The organism is Niabella digestorum (assembly GCF_036409055.1).
In the GTDB taxonomy this organism is placed as follows: domain Bacteria; phylum Bacteroidota; class Bacteroidia; order Chitinophagales; family Chitinophagaceae; genus Niabella; species Niabella composti.
The window spans coordinates 315671-328441 of sequence record NZ_JAZGLY010000002.1; the positions used below are offsets into that span (position 1 = coordinate 315671).

Sequence of the window (12771 nt, forward strand, 5' to 3'; positions counted from 1 at the left end):
TAAAAATATTATGATTTTGTAAAAACAAAAAAACTTTTTAAAATTTTTATTAACTTAGTGGGAGTGTATTACCTTTTTTATTGTAACTCATTTATTTGTAAGGTTCTTTTAGTTTGCTTATGAGTAGCTAATAATTCTGAAATGTGAGATACGCTGTATGTTCTATAGGGAAGAGGGATGGATATCAGCAGAGTTTTGTCAAGTAGGGACGGTGCTAATACTTTTAAAATAATAATAACCCCTTGTCAGATTTCTAACAAGGGGCTTACCTACATAATAATGTATAATGCTTATTAATGTATTCTATCTCCTCTAATTTCCAATTGCTTCATGATCTCTACTTCGTGCTCTAGCCATTCGGCCCAGCGTTTGCGAACTTTTTCCTTAGGAAGATAGGTTTCGGCCAGATCAATAAAAAGAGTATAATGTCCTGCCTCGCTTTCCATAAAACGACGGTAAAATTTGGCCAGATAAGGATCGTTCAATCCCTCACTTAATCTTTTAAAACGTTCGCAGCTGCGCGCTTCAATCATGGCCATGGTCAGCAATTGATCAAGAAAACGATCGTCCGGGTGTCCTCCTTTTGATTGAAAATCAATGAGTGCATTTACATATTCGTCTTTTCTTTGCTTGCCCAGTTTCAGCCCACGTTTGTGAATTTCCTGTAATACGAGCCTAAAATGGCCCCATTCTTCGGTGACAATAGGGGCTAATTCTATCACTAGTTTTTCCTTATCACTGTATCTTTGTATGAGGGAGATACAACTGGTGGCGGCTTTTTGCTCGCAGTAAGCATGATCTGTAAGAATGGCCTCCAACGAAATTTCGGCCAGATTAACCCAGCGGGGATCTGTGGGTAGTTGTAACCCCAAAATATTTTTAGTATCCTGACTCAAATCCATGAGGGCAAAAATATCATTTATATCTGAAGATTAAGATGATAATCAGTTGCTTCAAAGGTATAAGGTAAAAGAGCGAAGAAATTTTGGTATGAATTCTACAAAAGCCTGAAAAAAAAGATGCATGTATTTCAAAATTTTTCCTACCTTTGCCGCCTTAAACGACAGGATACAAAACAGGATGACCTTTTAAAAAAGACAGTATGCCACTTACAAAAGAAAGAAACGCAAAGATTTTTGAAGAATTTGGTGGAAGCGCCACTAATACAGGTTCTATCGAGGGCCAAATCGCACAATTAACTGAGCGTATTAGCCAAATCAGTGCACATCTTAAACAGAACAAGAAAGATTACTCTTCACACCGCGGTTTGATGCAGTTGGTGGGAAGACGTAAAAGATTCTTGGCTTATTTACAAAAGCATAATCTGGAAGGTTATCGTGCTTTGATTGAAAAGCTGGGATTAAGAAAATAATTTCCCAATTCGTTTGACGTTGGGAAACTGGTTGTTTATCCTGGGGTTTGATATTTTGTTTTGGTAAATTTCAAGCTGATCATATTGGTATTCCCAACATCAAAAAATGTTGGGAATACTTTTTTTTAAGACTTATACTTTTGTGCCTGATTACTTATTTTTATTTATTAGACAAATGTGCGATGTTCCCCAAGAGGGGGGTGTAAAATCAAAATAGCTTACACCATTGTTAAAAATTTTTCAAAATCGAGTTTATGTTACAACAACCAATCAGAAAAACTTTCGATCTCGGCGATGGCCGCGAAATCACAATAGAAACGGGTCGTCTTGCGCGTCAGGCAGATGGTTCGGTTACGGTGCGTATGGGGAAATGTATTCTGCTGGCGACCGTAGTGGCCAATAAGGAACCAAGAGAAGGACAAGACTTTTTCCCACTAACAGTAGATTATCAAGAAAAATTTGCTTCTGCCGGCCGCATTCCGGGTTCATTCTTCAAGCGCGAGGGTAAGCTAAGTGATTATGAGGTATTGATTTCAAGACTTATTGACCGTGCTTTAAGACCCCTCTTCCCTGAAGATTATTTTTGTGAAGTGCAGGTGCTGGTAACGCTTATTAGTAGTGATCCAGAAGTATTACCAGATGCATTGGCCTGTCTGGCTGCTTCAGCTGCGCTAGCAGTGTCAGATGTACCTATCAAAGAAGTGATCAGTGAAGTACGTGTAGCCCGTATCGACGGAGCGTTTAAGATCAATCCTACGCGTTCCGAAATGGAAAACGCTGATATGGACTTTATCGTAGCTGCTACCGAAAAAAATCTGCTAATGGTAGAAGGTGAATCGGAAGAATGCTCCGAAGCCGACCTCATCGAAGCGCTAGGTATAGCACACGAAGCGATCAAAGTTCAAATTAAGGCTCAGGAAGAACTGAGAGCTCTTAAAGGTGTTAGCGGCAAAAGAGAATATACTAAACCGGTTAATAACGAAGCGATTCGCGAAAAGGTATATGCCTACGGAACCGATAAGGTAAAAGAAATAGCCAAAGGCCGCTTATCCAAGCAAGATAGAACCGAAAGATTTAAGCTGCTGGAGGAAGAAATTGCGGCAAAACTCGAAGCGGAAGCTACCGAAGAAAATCCCTTTACCGATGTAGAGCGTAAACTGGTACATAAATACTTCCACGATTTGCAGTATGATGTGGTAAGGGATATGATTTTGGACGACCGTATTCGTTTGGACGGTCGCGCGTTAGATGAAATTCGTCCGCTGGATATGGAGGTAGATGTACTGCCTTCGCCCCACGGATCAGCATTATTCACCCGTGGTGAAACTCAGTCGCTTACTACAGTAACCCTCGGAACTGGATTGGACGAACTGCTTATCGAAACTGCCGCTTCTTCTAAATATTCGAAATTCATTCTGCACTATAATTTCCCTCCGTTCTCTACCGGTGAAGTAAAAATGATGCGTGGTCCCGGCCGTAGAGAAGTCGGTCACGGTAATCTGGCTATGCGTTCGTTAAAACAAATGATGCCCTCCGAGGCTGAGTTTGGGTATACCGTGCGTGTAGTAAGTGATATCCTTGAGTCAAACGGTTCTTCTTCAATGGCTACAGTATGTGCAGGTTCGTTGGCGTTGATGGACGCCGGGGTGCCACTTCCTAAGCACGTAGCGGGTATTGCTATGGGATTAATTACCAAAGGTGATAAATATGCGATTCTCAGTGATATCCTAGGCGATGAAGACCATCTCGGAGATATGGACTTTAAAGTAACAGGTACTCGCGATGGTATTTGTGGAGTACAGATGGATATTAAAGTAGATGGTCTTTCCATGGATGTAATGCGTGAGGCACTGGAACAGGCAAGACGTGGCCGACTCCATATTCTGGAGCATATGTACAAAGCTATTCCGGAAGCTAGACCGGATGTGAAACCGCACGCACCACGTGTTGTGAAGATGTTTATCGATAAAGAATTCATTGGAGCGGTGATTGGCCCAGGCGGTAAAGTGATTCAGGAAATTCAGCGCGAAACCGGAACTACGATTAACGTAGAAGAAGTAAACAATATGGGCGAGATCAGCATTTTTGGTGTTGACAAAGATGCTGTAATCAAAGCGGAAGACTGGATTAAAGGTATCGTTGCGGTACCTGTAGTGGGCGATGTATACAATGCTACCGTAGTTTCTGTAGTGCCCTTTGGAGTGTTTGTGGAGTTTCTGCCAGGTAAACAAGGTTTGGTGCACATCAGTGAAATTAGCTGGAAACGCCTTGAGTCATTAGATGGTATCGTAAAAGAAGGCGACGCCATGAAAGTGAAACTTATTGGTACAGATCCTAAATCAGGTAAATTCAAGCTTTCCAGAAAAGCGCTGATTCCCCGACCTGAAAGAAAACCGCCTCATAATAACGGCAACAACAAAGACCATAATTAATTATGTGTGATATAAGCCTCCCCACAGGGAGGCTTTTTTATTTCCTTTTCATCACAGCTAATAATTTAGAGTGCCAGTTGCTTTACGTAATAGTGTGCGGGAAAGTCGGTGACAATTTCTTGGTCTTTTTTAAATAATCCGTATACTGTACTCCCACTGCCACTCATTAAAGCAAAATCAGCCCCTGCAGCATATAATCTATTCTTTATTACTTCAATTTCGGGATGCTCCTTTATGATGGCCTCTTCAAAATCATTAATAATAGTGTCGCGCCATTTTTCAACAGGAAGTGTAATGACTTCTTTCAAATTTACAGGGGCAGGTGTTGGGCGAATGAGGCTAAATGCATATGGTGTGGAGATATGAATACCTGGATTGACAATGATAAGTTGATAGGCTGATAGGTCAAGAGTAAGCGGCTCTAACTGCTCGCCACGACCGGAGGCAAAGCAAGGACTGTTTTTGATAAAAAAAGGACAATCGCTGCCCAATGCAGCAGCATAAGCGATCAACTGCCCTTCGCTGAGGTTTAATTCGAATTTTCGGTTTAAAGCTATCAATGCATGAGCTCCATTTGCACTTCCTGCTCCGAGTCCTGCACCTGCAGGAATATTTTTCAGTAGATGAAAATGCACTTCGGGGAGGTTAGGGAAGTCCTGCTTTAAAAGTCGGTAGGCTTTGTATACAATGTTATCTTCTGTACTGCACGGAATAAGTTGCCCTAAAACAGTAATGCGGGTATGGGAAGCATCGTGAAGCTCCAGTACATCATAAAGTGGCAGCGGCAGAAATACGGTTTCCAAATTATGATACCCGTCTGCTCTTTTTTCAGTGATGTATAAACCGATATTTATTTTACAATTAGAGAAAACAACCAAGGTAATGTAGGGATATGAATTTTAGATAATAAAAGCCAGCTTTTATTTTTTCTTTTTCCGGTTGTTCAGCTCATCGCGAATGGCTATGGCTTTGATATAATCTTCGTTTTCCAGCACTTCTTCTAGCAGCCTGTTCAGCTCTTCTACGCTCATTCTTTTAAGGTCTTCGGTATCATCGTCCCCTCCAGCATCGGTGGTAGTAGGTTCTTGATCTGCTGTAGGAGTGATTTTGCCTTTATCATCCATCACAATACCGGCGGCATTCAATATATGTTCATATGTGTAAATAGGACAACCGAATCTTACAGCCAGTGCTATGGCATCGGATGTACGACTATCTATTTCGATGGTTTCGTTTTCAGAAGAACAGATGAGTTTGCTGAAGAAAATACCTTCCTGTAAGTCGGAAATAATAATTTCATGCAAATCAATAGAGAATGCCAGCATGAAATTTTTCATCAAATCGTGCGTAAGGGGACGGCTGGGAGTCATTTTTTCTAAGGCAACGGCAATAGCCTGAGCTTCAAAAGCACCTATCACTATAGGCAATCTTCGCAATCCGTTTACCTCTCCCAACACTACTGCGTACGAATGTGTTTGAGTAATACTATGGGAAAGTGCAAAAACTTCAAGTTCTATTTTTTTCATAAACCGAAGCACGAAACTAAGCATTTTTGCTTTAAAATGCTAATGTGCGGCTCCTAAAGCTTTATTCAATATCTGTTAAAAACTTATGTCTACTTGGATTTCCTGATGGCTTCGGTTAATTTGGGAACTACTTCAAATAAATCTCCGACGATACCATAATCGGCCGCTTTGAAGAAAGGAGCTTCGGGATCCTTATTGATGACTACGATAACCTTACTGCGGTTTACGCCTGCCAAGTGTTGAATCGCACCTGAAATACCCACAGCGATATACAGATTAGGAGCAATGGCGCCACCAGTTTGTCCTACGTGTTCGTGATGTGGACGCCAGTGAGCATCAGCGACGGGACGGCTGCAGGCTAATGCCGCATTCAATTCTTTCGCTAAGTCTTCCAGAATTCCCCAGTTCTCGGGGCCTTTCATCCCACGACCGCCACTTACTACAATCTCAGCCTCAGAAAGTGATATTTCATCGGTTTGTTTATTGATATTGATGACTTTTACTTTGGGTGCATCTACTGTGGCATCGAAGGTCACAACTTCGGCCGAGCCCTCGGCGATTTCGGTTTTATAAGAATTGGGATTAAGGGAAATGATTTTTATAGGCGTGGTTACGCTTACTGCTGCAAAAGCTTTACCGGAGAAGACACTTTTCTTCACTACAAATCCGTTTGCAGTGTCGGGCAAGTCTACGGCACCCGCTACCAATCCCGCTTTCAGTCTTGCAGAGAGCCGGGGTGCGATTGCTTTTCCGTTGTTATTATGAGAAAATACGATAACGGAAGCCTGCACCTGTTCTACAATTTGTGCCAGCACTTTAGTATATGCCTGGGCATCGAACTGTTGTAATGCTTCATGGTTTACCTGATAAATTTTCTGTATGCCGTATTTACCAAGCGCCGCCATATCAGCATTGGTAGGGGCGAGTACGGCACCTACTGCAGCAACGTTCAATTGTTGAGCTACATGTGCACCGTAAGTGAGTGCTTCTAGAGATGACTTTTTTACACTGCCGTCTTCGGCTATATCGATAAATATAAGTACTGACATAAGAAAGATTTTAAGGGTGACAGGTTAGATTACTTTGGCCTCCTCTTTTAAAAGTCTTACCAGCTCTTCTACATTGTCGGCAGGAACCAATTTAACGCCTGACTTGGGAGGCGGTACACTGAATGAGGTTACCGAGGTTAACGCCTCTACGGCAATGGGTTCTACAACCTTTAGCGGTTTGGTACGAGCCGCCATAATACCTCTCATGTTGGGAATGCGTTGCTCGGCCATACCTTTATTACAGCTTACTACCAAGGGTAGGTTTACCTCGCACACTTCTTCACCACCTTCAATTTCTCTGGTTACGGTAGCGGTGGTGCCGTTCAGTTCAAATTTTGTAGCCAGAGAGATATAGGGCAAATCTAATAGTTCGGCAATCATGCCACCTACAGAGCTGCCATTATAATCGATGGTTTCTTTTCCGGTAAAAATGAGATCGTAATTACCTTCTTTAGCCACCTGGGCTATTTGCGAAGCAATTACGTAGCTGTCCCCGCTTTCAGTATTTACGCGAATAGCCTCATCCCCACCCAGCGCCAATGCTTTACGTATGATGGCATCTGTATCAGCAGCTCCTACAGCAATTAGATGAATGGTAACGGAAGGATCCGCTTCTTTCAATTCTATCGCACGCACCAAAGCGTAGTATTCGTCGTTGGGATTGATGATCCACTGTACACCGTTAGTATCAAATTTCGTGTTATTATCGGTGAAAGCTATTTTTGCTGTGGTATCCGGTGTTTTACTGATGCATACTAGGATTTTCATATAGATCGTTTTAAAAAGTTGCTTATGCAACTAATAAAACGAAGTTAATGAAATATATTAAAAAAAGGTCCGACCGAAGATTGATTTGGGTAAAGTTTTGTGAGGAGGAAGACCTATCAAAAAAGTTGTAGAACATGTCGAAAATCGAGCAAATTAAAGCCATGCTGAAGGAGAACCCCGCCGATAGTTTTTTGCAACATGCATTGGCTTTGGAATACATCAAGGCAGGTGAGGAGGAGTTAGCAAAAAAAACTTTTGTAACCTTGTTAGAGGCCAACCCTGATTATGTAGGCAGTTATTATCATCTTGCCAAGCTATACGAAAGACAAGGGGCTGAGCAGGATGCTATACGAGTCTATGAACAAGGTATGGCTGTTGCACAGCGATTAGGAGAGCAACATGCATACTCAGAGCTAAGAAGTGCTTACGAAGATTTGACTTATTAATAAAATAAAAGAACATGCAGGGGCTGCCCGAACGATTTTTACAATACATATACAAAGAAAATCTTTTCAATAAAAAGAATAAACTATTGCTTGCAGTGAGTGGCGGCGTAGACTCGGTGGTGCTATGTAAGCTATGTCATATATGTGGTTTTAATTTTGGAATAGCCCACTGCAATTTTCAGCTAAGAGGAGAAGAGAGCGATAGAGATGAGGCTTTTGTAAAAGAACTGGCAGAACGGTTGCAACGTCCTTTTTACAGTGTGCGATTTGATACTAAAGCATTCGCCGCCGAACATAAATACGCAACACAAGAAGCTGCTAGGATACTACGTTACGATTGGTTTGAAAAGGTGAGAGCAGAAAATGATTATGATTTTATAGTAACTGCTCATCATGCAGATGATAATATCGAAACTGTGCTTATGAATTTCTTTCGGGGTACGGGTATCAGAGGTGTGAGCGGTATGAAGCCGAGAAATGGAAAAATTCTCCGTCCATTATTATTTGCTAAAAGAAAAGATCTTGAAGATTTTCAGCAAGCTGAGGGATTATCATTTGTACAAGATAACAGTAACCTGAGTAATGATTATACCCGAAATTTTTTCAGAAATACCATATTGCCGCTTATAGCTCAAAAGTATCCTGAGGTGCAGGATAATCTTTTAGATAACATTGAGCGTTTCAAAGAGGCTGAAATTCTTTATCAGCATGCAATAGCGCAGTATCGAAAAAAGCTGCTGCAACAAAACGGCGAGGATATATACATCCCCGTCCTTTTATTGCAGAAAACTCCGGCAGTACAAACAATTCTACTCGAACTATTGAGGCCTTATGATTTTAAGCCTGCCCAACTTCCCGATATTCTTGGGTTGCTATACAGCGAATCGGGCAAATACGTATTATCTTCCACACATCGCATTCTAAGGGATAGAAAACATCTGATTTTGTCCCGTCTGCAGGAAGTGTCCAGTTCTCCTGTAGTAATAGAACAGCCTGGCAATTATGTTTTTGCAAACGGTACACTCTCTGTTAAGCATACAGATGCTACAGCTATTCCTACAGATCCTAAAGTAGCTTGTATTGACGCCTCTGCCATTCAATTCCCACTCTTGTTGCGACCTTGGAGAACGGGAGATTATTTCTATCCATTGGGTATGCCCAAAAAGAAAAAGTTGTCGCGTTTTTTTATCGATAATAAACTTTCTATGGCCGATAAAGAGAAAGTATGGGTAGTGGAAATGAATAAGAAAATTATATGGGTGGTAGGCTATAGGATTGACGATCGCTTTAAGATAAAAAAACAAACTACTTCCGTATTAAGATTAGAATGGAAGTAGTTTGTTTGAAAATGTTTTATTTTATTTCACCGCTTATTTGCTGAATTTATACACGCTAACGGTTTTATAAACTTCACCAGGTCTTAATGTGGTGCTGGGATAAGATGGGACATTCGGTGAATTGGGGAAGTGCTGAGGTTCCAAACAGAATGCAGTTCTATATTCATCTTTAGTACCTCTCTTCATAGGCTTAGTACCTTTCATGAAGTTGCCACCATAGAATTGTATGCCAGGTTCGGTGCTAAAAATTTCCATGGTTATGCCGGAAAGGTCGCCGGTTACTTTAGCAGCTTGACGCAGGGTGTTTGCTTCACCTTTTACTACAAAGTTGTGGTCATAACCCAAGCCGTATTTTAACTGCTCGTTGTCTTCATCCACGCGAGCACCAATAGCTGTAGGAGTGGTAAAATCAAACGGAGTTCCTTTTACCGGAGCTAATTCACCTAAAGGAATCAATGTAGAATCTACAGGAGTGTATTCATCGGCATTGATTTGCAGCAGGTGGTTATTAATGGTACCACCGCCGTTTAGATTAAAGTAAGTATGGTTGGTAAGATTGCAAACAGTAGGTTTGTCGGTTGTAGCTTCGTATTCGATTTTCATTTCACCGTTAGAGGTGAGTGTATAAACTACTTTGGCTTGCAGATTGCCCGGGAATCCCATTTCTCCGTCCTTCGACAGATAGGAGAGCTCTAAAGTGCTGTCGTTCGGTTGTACAGCATCCCATACTTGATTGTGGAATCCTTTGGGACCACCGTGGAGATTGTTGCGACCATTATTTTTCGGAAGTTTATAGGTTACTCCATCCAGTGTAAATTCTCCGTTGGCAATACGGTTGCCGTAACGGCCGATGGTAGCGCCAAAGTAGTCATTGGTTTTTACCATATCATTGAAATTTTCAGGACCAATTACCACGTCCACCATTTTACCGTCTTTGTCCGGTACCATCAGATTTATGAGACGTCCGCCAAAATTGGTAACGGCCGCTTCAATACCTGAGTTGCGTAAGTAGTAGATGCTCACTTGTTTGCCATCGAGAGTATCTTTAAAAGCTTCATCGGATGCAAGCTGATAGGAGGTTTCCTCTTCACCGGCTGTATCTTTTTCGTTATTGTTCGCAGATTTACAGGAAATAAATAAAACAGAGGGTGCAAGAGCAAATAGTAAAAAAAATTTTTTCATATTGGCGCTGATTTTAGAATTTTAAAGTAGCTCAATTTAGCATTGCAATATATTTAATTAATTATAACCGAGCAAATGACGGAAAAACAATTGCAAGAAGTAGGCAGGACATATGAGATTTTTATGACAGATGACGGTAGCCATTCCGTTAGGGTGGGTAATACTGATGTAACTTTTCATTCCACAAAAGGTGCACTGCGAGAATCCCGCCATGTTTTTTTGGATAATGGATTCCTTTATTGGCTCCAGCAGCAGCCTAGTAGCAAAAAGCTAACGGTTTTTGAAGTGGGCTTTGGTACCGGTCTAAATGCTTTGCTTACCGCTATTGCAGCTACTCAAAACCGAATAGATGTACATTACCACGCGGTAGATTTATATCCCTTGCCTGTGGAAATCTACTCCCGACTGAATTATCCGGAATTGCTTGGAGAGCCTGAGTTGTATAAAATAATTATGCAGACGGGTTGGGAGCAGTTGTTGTATGTGTCTCCGTTTTTTAGATTACATAAAAGTAAAAGCGACTTGTTGGATTATACTTTCAAAGTAAAAGTTGATGTCGTTTATTTCGATGCTTTTGCTCCCGAAGATCAGCCTGAGATGTGGGTACAGCATGTATATACCAAAATATATGAAGCATTAAACCCTGGAGGTGTATTGGTGACTTATTGTTCGAAAGGCGTTGTGCGCAGAGCACTGCACCAGGCTGGGTTTACAGTTGTTAAGCTTCCTGGTCCACCCGGTAAGAGAGAAGTTATTAGAGCGATTAAAGAATAGTAGGGCTCTAAATGTGTAATAGTATTTAATTAGGAAGAGGAATTGCCACTAAGCCGTTTCACCAGTTTTTTTATAATCCAAAGAATGAATAACAAAAACAATACGGCCATAATCACCGGAATAATAAATGCCAGAATACTGCCTCCCACTGCGGCCGTATTTTCAGTTGTAGCTACCACTGCATTTCCTGTTCCAAGAGTGGTTTTACTGCTGAATAAACGCATCAATCCTGTGCCTGCAGCAATAAGCCCGGCACTACCTCCTCCTGCTATGATGCCCATGATCCACCTCATCCATTCACTATTTATAGGGAAGACGGAGGCTGCCAGTATAGTGCCAGCAATAGCGGCAAGAGGAGTGGCGATGGTATCCAGTATATTGTCAATAAAGGGGATATAATACCCTGCTATTTCAAATAGGGTTGCTACGCCTAGAGCAATAAGTGCCGGAGTTGTTGCTAACCATGCAAAGCTTTCTGAAAATTGAAAGAGATTGAATTTTGCGGCGAGCCCTGCTATTAACATGGGAACAAACACTCTGAAACCGCAACAAGCCGCTAAAGCGATTCCTAATGCAGCGGCTGTAATAGTTTGGATATCGAATTGCATGGCTCATAGATTATTTGATGATGGATAAAGCTACAAATAACGTAGCATCTTTTTTTCGGGATGGGTGTGTTTATAACGACTGTATTGGGTGCAAATCGGGTATAGAACTACTACTACAAGCACCCATATTATATATACGCCCCAGAGCAGTAGGCCGTTAGGTGCATCAGGCCTTCCGAAATTGAGACGAAAATTAAAATCTGCGATGCCAAATCCCTGCGCAAAGAGAATGGCAAAAAGCAACAGGTGAATCACGTACCAGTGTATGATATAATAGAATAGTGGTACTGTGCCATACACACGAAGTATATTAGAAAATTTATTCTGATTTTTTTCAAATATATAAAGCAGCACAAACATTAGTCCCAACATACAACATAAAAACTGCAAGGAGGGAGGATACTTACTTACATTCACAAAAGACGTAATTGTGCCTGCTAGCTCTTCCTGCGTACTCCACAGCTGAGGGTCTCCGAATTTATTAATAAAGCGTAATGCAATAAATATCATCAATAAGATGATACCTGTTTTTAGAAAAAACGAAGAGCGAATGTTGGCTGCTTGCTTGAAATATGGAGCGGCACCATATCCCAATAGTATTATTAATGCCCACGAGAGCGGAGGGTAGCTAATGATTAAAAGACGATCTGGACTAAAGGGGAAAACCTGAACACTAATAAACGCCTGCGCCCACACAGGTAGCTGCATAGTTTGTTGAGGCAATACTGCCAACGTATTTAATAACAGCATGCCGATTATGGCTATTATTAATATAGTTTTCGGACGTAGGGTAAAGCAAAGGCTAAGTATTAAGAAGCCAAACCCTATAGCTGCTATTACCTGCCACATTAATGTGCGAAACTGTATATCGAACCAAATACCAAAACCTACTATAGTAAATTCCAAAATAAGCAGCCAGATACCTCTACTGAATAAAAAAACGTCGCGTTGCAGTAGCGTTTTGAGATTTCTGGTAAGAAAGCCACGCCGATACACCGGAAAGAAACACAAAAGTTGGCGCACATAGATGTGTAACCCAGCGTGTGAAAAACAGTCCAGCACTTACTCCGGGAATAGTGGTGGGGTCGCCTTTCAATGCTTCTGTGTGGATTAAATCTCTTGTGTGGTCGAGGGCCATGATTACCATGACAAGTCCGCGTACAATGTCGATAGAGGGAATACGGTGAGGGTGGTGCATAACAAAGGTTTTAATAAAATTAGTTTTAGTAAAACTAAAATTACGGTGAAAACCTGTTCTCATAAAAAAATAGTTGCAA

Annotated in this window: 14 protein-coding genes; 5 read left to right on the plus strand and 9 right to left on the minus strand. The window is 41.4% G+C overall.

Annotation, left to right across the window (positions count from 1 at the left end):
- Nucleotides 1-293: 293 nt before the first annotated feature.
- The gene (locus tag V2H41_RS03985) at nucleotides 294-902 is read right to left on the minus strand and encodes a MiaE family protein (RefSeq protein WP_330973834.1); all 609 of its coding nucleotides are present in this window, start codon (nucleotides 900-902) and stop codon (nucleotides 294-296) included.
- Nucleotides 903-1102: 200 nt separating this feature from the next.
- Here V2H41_RS03985 and rpsO point away from each other — a divergent pair, with 200 nt between their 5' ends.
- Together rpsO and pnp are read left to right on the plus strand one after the other, a co-directional pair.
- Entirely contained in the window at nucleotides 1103-1372 is a 270-nt protein-coding gene (gene rpsO / locus V2H41_RS03990; protein WP_330973835.1) for a 30S ribosomal protein S15, read from the plus strand.
- Between the two features lie 254 nt (nucleotides 1373-1626).
- Nucleotides 1627-3804 (plus strand): polyribonucleotide nucleotidyltransferase, encoded by a 2178-nt coding sequence (pnp, locus tag V2H41_RS03995; protein WP_330973836.1) that lies wholly within the window; start codon nucleotides 1627-1629, stop codon nucleotides 3802-3804.
- Between the two features lie 65 nt (nucleotides 3805-3869).
- Here the strand turns inward: pnp and ispE are convergent, their stop codons facing one another.
- The 4 genes from ispE to V2H41_RS04015 all read right to left on the minus strand — a co-directional run bounded on the left by ispE (nucleotide 3870) and on the right by V2H41_RS04015 (nucleotide 7147).
- The gene (gene ispE, locus V2H41_RS04000; RefSeq protein ID WP_330973837.1) at nucleotides 3870-4682 is read right to left on the minus strand and encodes a 4-(cytidine 5'-diphospho)-2-C-methyl-D-erythritol kinase; all 813 of its coding nucleotides are present in this window, start codon (nucleotides 4680-4682) and stop codon (nucleotides 3870-3872) included.
- Between the two features lie 42 nt (nucleotides 4683-4724).
- On the minus strand, nucleotides 4725-5330 hold the full coding sequence (locus tag V2H41_RS04005; RefSeq protein WP_330973838.1) for a bifunctional nuclease family protein: 606 nt from the start codon (nucleotides 5328-5330) through the stop codon (nucleotides 4725-4727).
- Nucleotides 5331-5419: 89 nt separating this feature from the next.
- Nucleotides 5420-6379, minus strand: a complete 960-nt coding sequence (locus V2H41_RS04010) for an electron transfer flavoprotein subunit alpha/FixB family protein (protein WP_330973839.1) — start codon at nucleotides 6377-6379, stop codon at nucleotides 5420-5422.
- A 24-nt stretch (nucleotides 6380-6403) separates the two neighbouring features.
- The gene (locus V2H41_RS04015) at nucleotides 6404-7147 is read right to left on the minus strand and encodes an electron transfer flavoprotein subunit beta/FixA family protein (RefSeq protein WP_330973840.1); all 744 of its coding nucleotides are present in this window, start codon (nucleotides 7145-7147) and stop codon (nucleotides 6404-6406) included.
- A 134-nt stretch (nucleotides 7148-7281) separates the two neighbouring features.
- On the opposite strand from V2H41_RS04015, the gene V2H41_RS04020 reads away from it, so the two are divergent.
- Together V2H41_RS04020 and tilS are read left to right on the plus strand one after the other, a co-directional pair.
- Nucleotides 7282-7593, plus strand: a complete 312-nt coding sequence (locus V2H41_RS04020) for a tetratricopeptide repeat protein (RefSeq protein WP_330973841.1) — start codon at nucleotides 7282-7284, stop codon at nucleotides 7591-7593.
- 14 nt (nucleotides 7594-7607) lie between these two features.
- The gene (tilS, locus tag V2H41_RS04025; RefSeq protein ID WP_330973842.1) at nucleotides 7608-8930 is read left to right on the plus strand and encodes a tRNA lysidine(34) synthetase TilS; all 1323 of its coding nucleotides are present in this window, start codon (nucleotides 7608-7610) and stop codon (nucleotides 8928-8930) included.
- Nucleotides 8931-8963: 33 nt separating this feature from the next.
- On the opposite strand, the gene V2H41_RS04030 is transcribed toward tilS, so the two are convergent.
- On the minus strand, nucleotides 8964-10112 hold the full coding sequence (locus V2H41_RS04030) for an aldose epimerase family protein (RefSeq protein ID WP_330973843.1): 1149 nt from the start codon (nucleotides 10110-10112) through the stop codon (nucleotides 8964-8966).
- Between the two features lie 75 nt (nucleotides 10113-10187).
- On the opposite strand from V2H41_RS04030, the gene mnmC2 reads away from it, so the two are divergent.
- Entirely contained in the window at nucleotides 10188-10886 is a 699-nt protein-coding gene (gene mnmC2, locus V2H41_RS04035; protein WP_330973844.1) for a tRNA (5-methylaminomethyl-2-thiouridine)(34)-methyltransferase MnmC2, read from the plus strand.
- A gap of 29 nt (nucleotides 10887-10915) precedes the next feature.
- Here mnmC2 and V2H41_RS04040 read toward each other — a convergent pair whose 3' ends face one another.
- The 3 genes from V2H41_RS04040 to V2H41_RS04050 are packed head-to-tail and all read right to left on the minus strand — an operon-like array spanning nucleotide 10916 to nucleotide 12692.
- Nucleotides 10916-11494 (minus strand): DUF4126 domain-containing protein, encoded by a 579-nt coding sequence (locus tag V2H41_RS04040; RefSeq protein ID WP_330973845.1) that lies wholly within the window; start codon nucleotides 11492-11494, stop codon nucleotides 10916-10918.
- Nucleotides 11495-11524: 30 nt separating this feature from the next.
- The gene (locus V2H41_RS04045; protein WP_330973846.1) at nucleotides 11525-12400 is read right to left on the minus strand and encodes an acetyltransferase domain-containing protein; all 876 of its coding nucleotides are present in this window, start codon (nucleotides 12398-12400) and stop codon (nucleotides 11525-11527) included.
- A gap of 19 nt (nucleotides 12401-12419) precedes the next feature.
- Nucleotides 12420-12692: an acetyltransferase domain-containing protein gene (locus V2H41_RS04050; protein WP_330973847.1), complete on the minus strand. Its 273-nt coding sequence runs from the start codon at nucleotides 12690-12692 to the stop codon at nucleotides 12420-12422.
- Nucleotides 12693-12771 lie beyond the last annotated feature (79 nt).

Bases quoted from the DNA above. Each gene is read 5' to 3' on its own strand.
- V2H41_RS04005 (WP_330973838.1), bottom strand. From the start codon at position 5,330: ATGAAAAAAATAGAACTTGAAGTTTTTGCACTTTCCCATAGTATTACT.
- V2H41_RS04040 (WP_330973845.1), bottom strand. From the start codon at position 11,494: ATGCAATTCGATATCCAAACTATTACAGCCGCTGCATTAGGAATCGCT.
- V2H41_RS03985 (WP_330973834.1), bottom strand. From the start codon at position 902: ATGGATTTGAGTCAGGATACTAAAAATATTTTGGGGTTACAACTACCC.
- tilS (WP_330973842.1), top strand. From the start codon at position 7,608: ATGCAGGGGCTGCCCGAACGATTTTTACAATACATATACAAAGAAAAT.
- V2H41_RS04030 (WP_330973843.1), bottom strand. From the start codon at position 10,112: ATGAAAAAATTTTTTTTACTATTTGCTCTTGCACCCTCTGTTTTATTT.
- pnp (WP_330973836.1), top strand. From the start codon at position 1,627: ATGTTACAACAACCAATCAGAAAAACTTTCGATCTCGGCGATGGCCGC.
- mnmC2 (WP_330973844.1), top strand. From the start codon at position 10,188: ATGACGGAAAAACAATTGCAAGAAGTAGGCAGGACATATGAGATTTTT.
- V2H41_RS04050 (WP_330973847.1), bottom strand. From the start codon at position 12,692: ATGCACCACCCTCACCGTATTCCCTCTATCGACATTGTACGCGGACTT.
- V2H41_RS04020 (WP_330973841.1), top strand. From the start codon at position 7,282: ATGTCGAAAATCGAGCAAATTAAAGCCATGCTGAAGGAGAACCCCGCC.
- rpsO (WP_330973835.1), top strand. From the start codon at position 1,103: ATGCCACTTACAAAAGAAAGAAACGCAAAGATTTTTGAAGAATTTGGT.
- V2H41_RS04015 (WP_330973840.1), bottom strand. From the start codon at position 7,147: ATGAAAATCCTAGTATGCATCAGTAAAACACCGGATACCACAGCAAAA.
- V2H41_RS04010 (WP_330973839.1), bottom strand. From the start codon at position 6,379: ATGTCAGTACTTATATTTATCGATATAGCCGAAGACGGCAGTGTAAAA.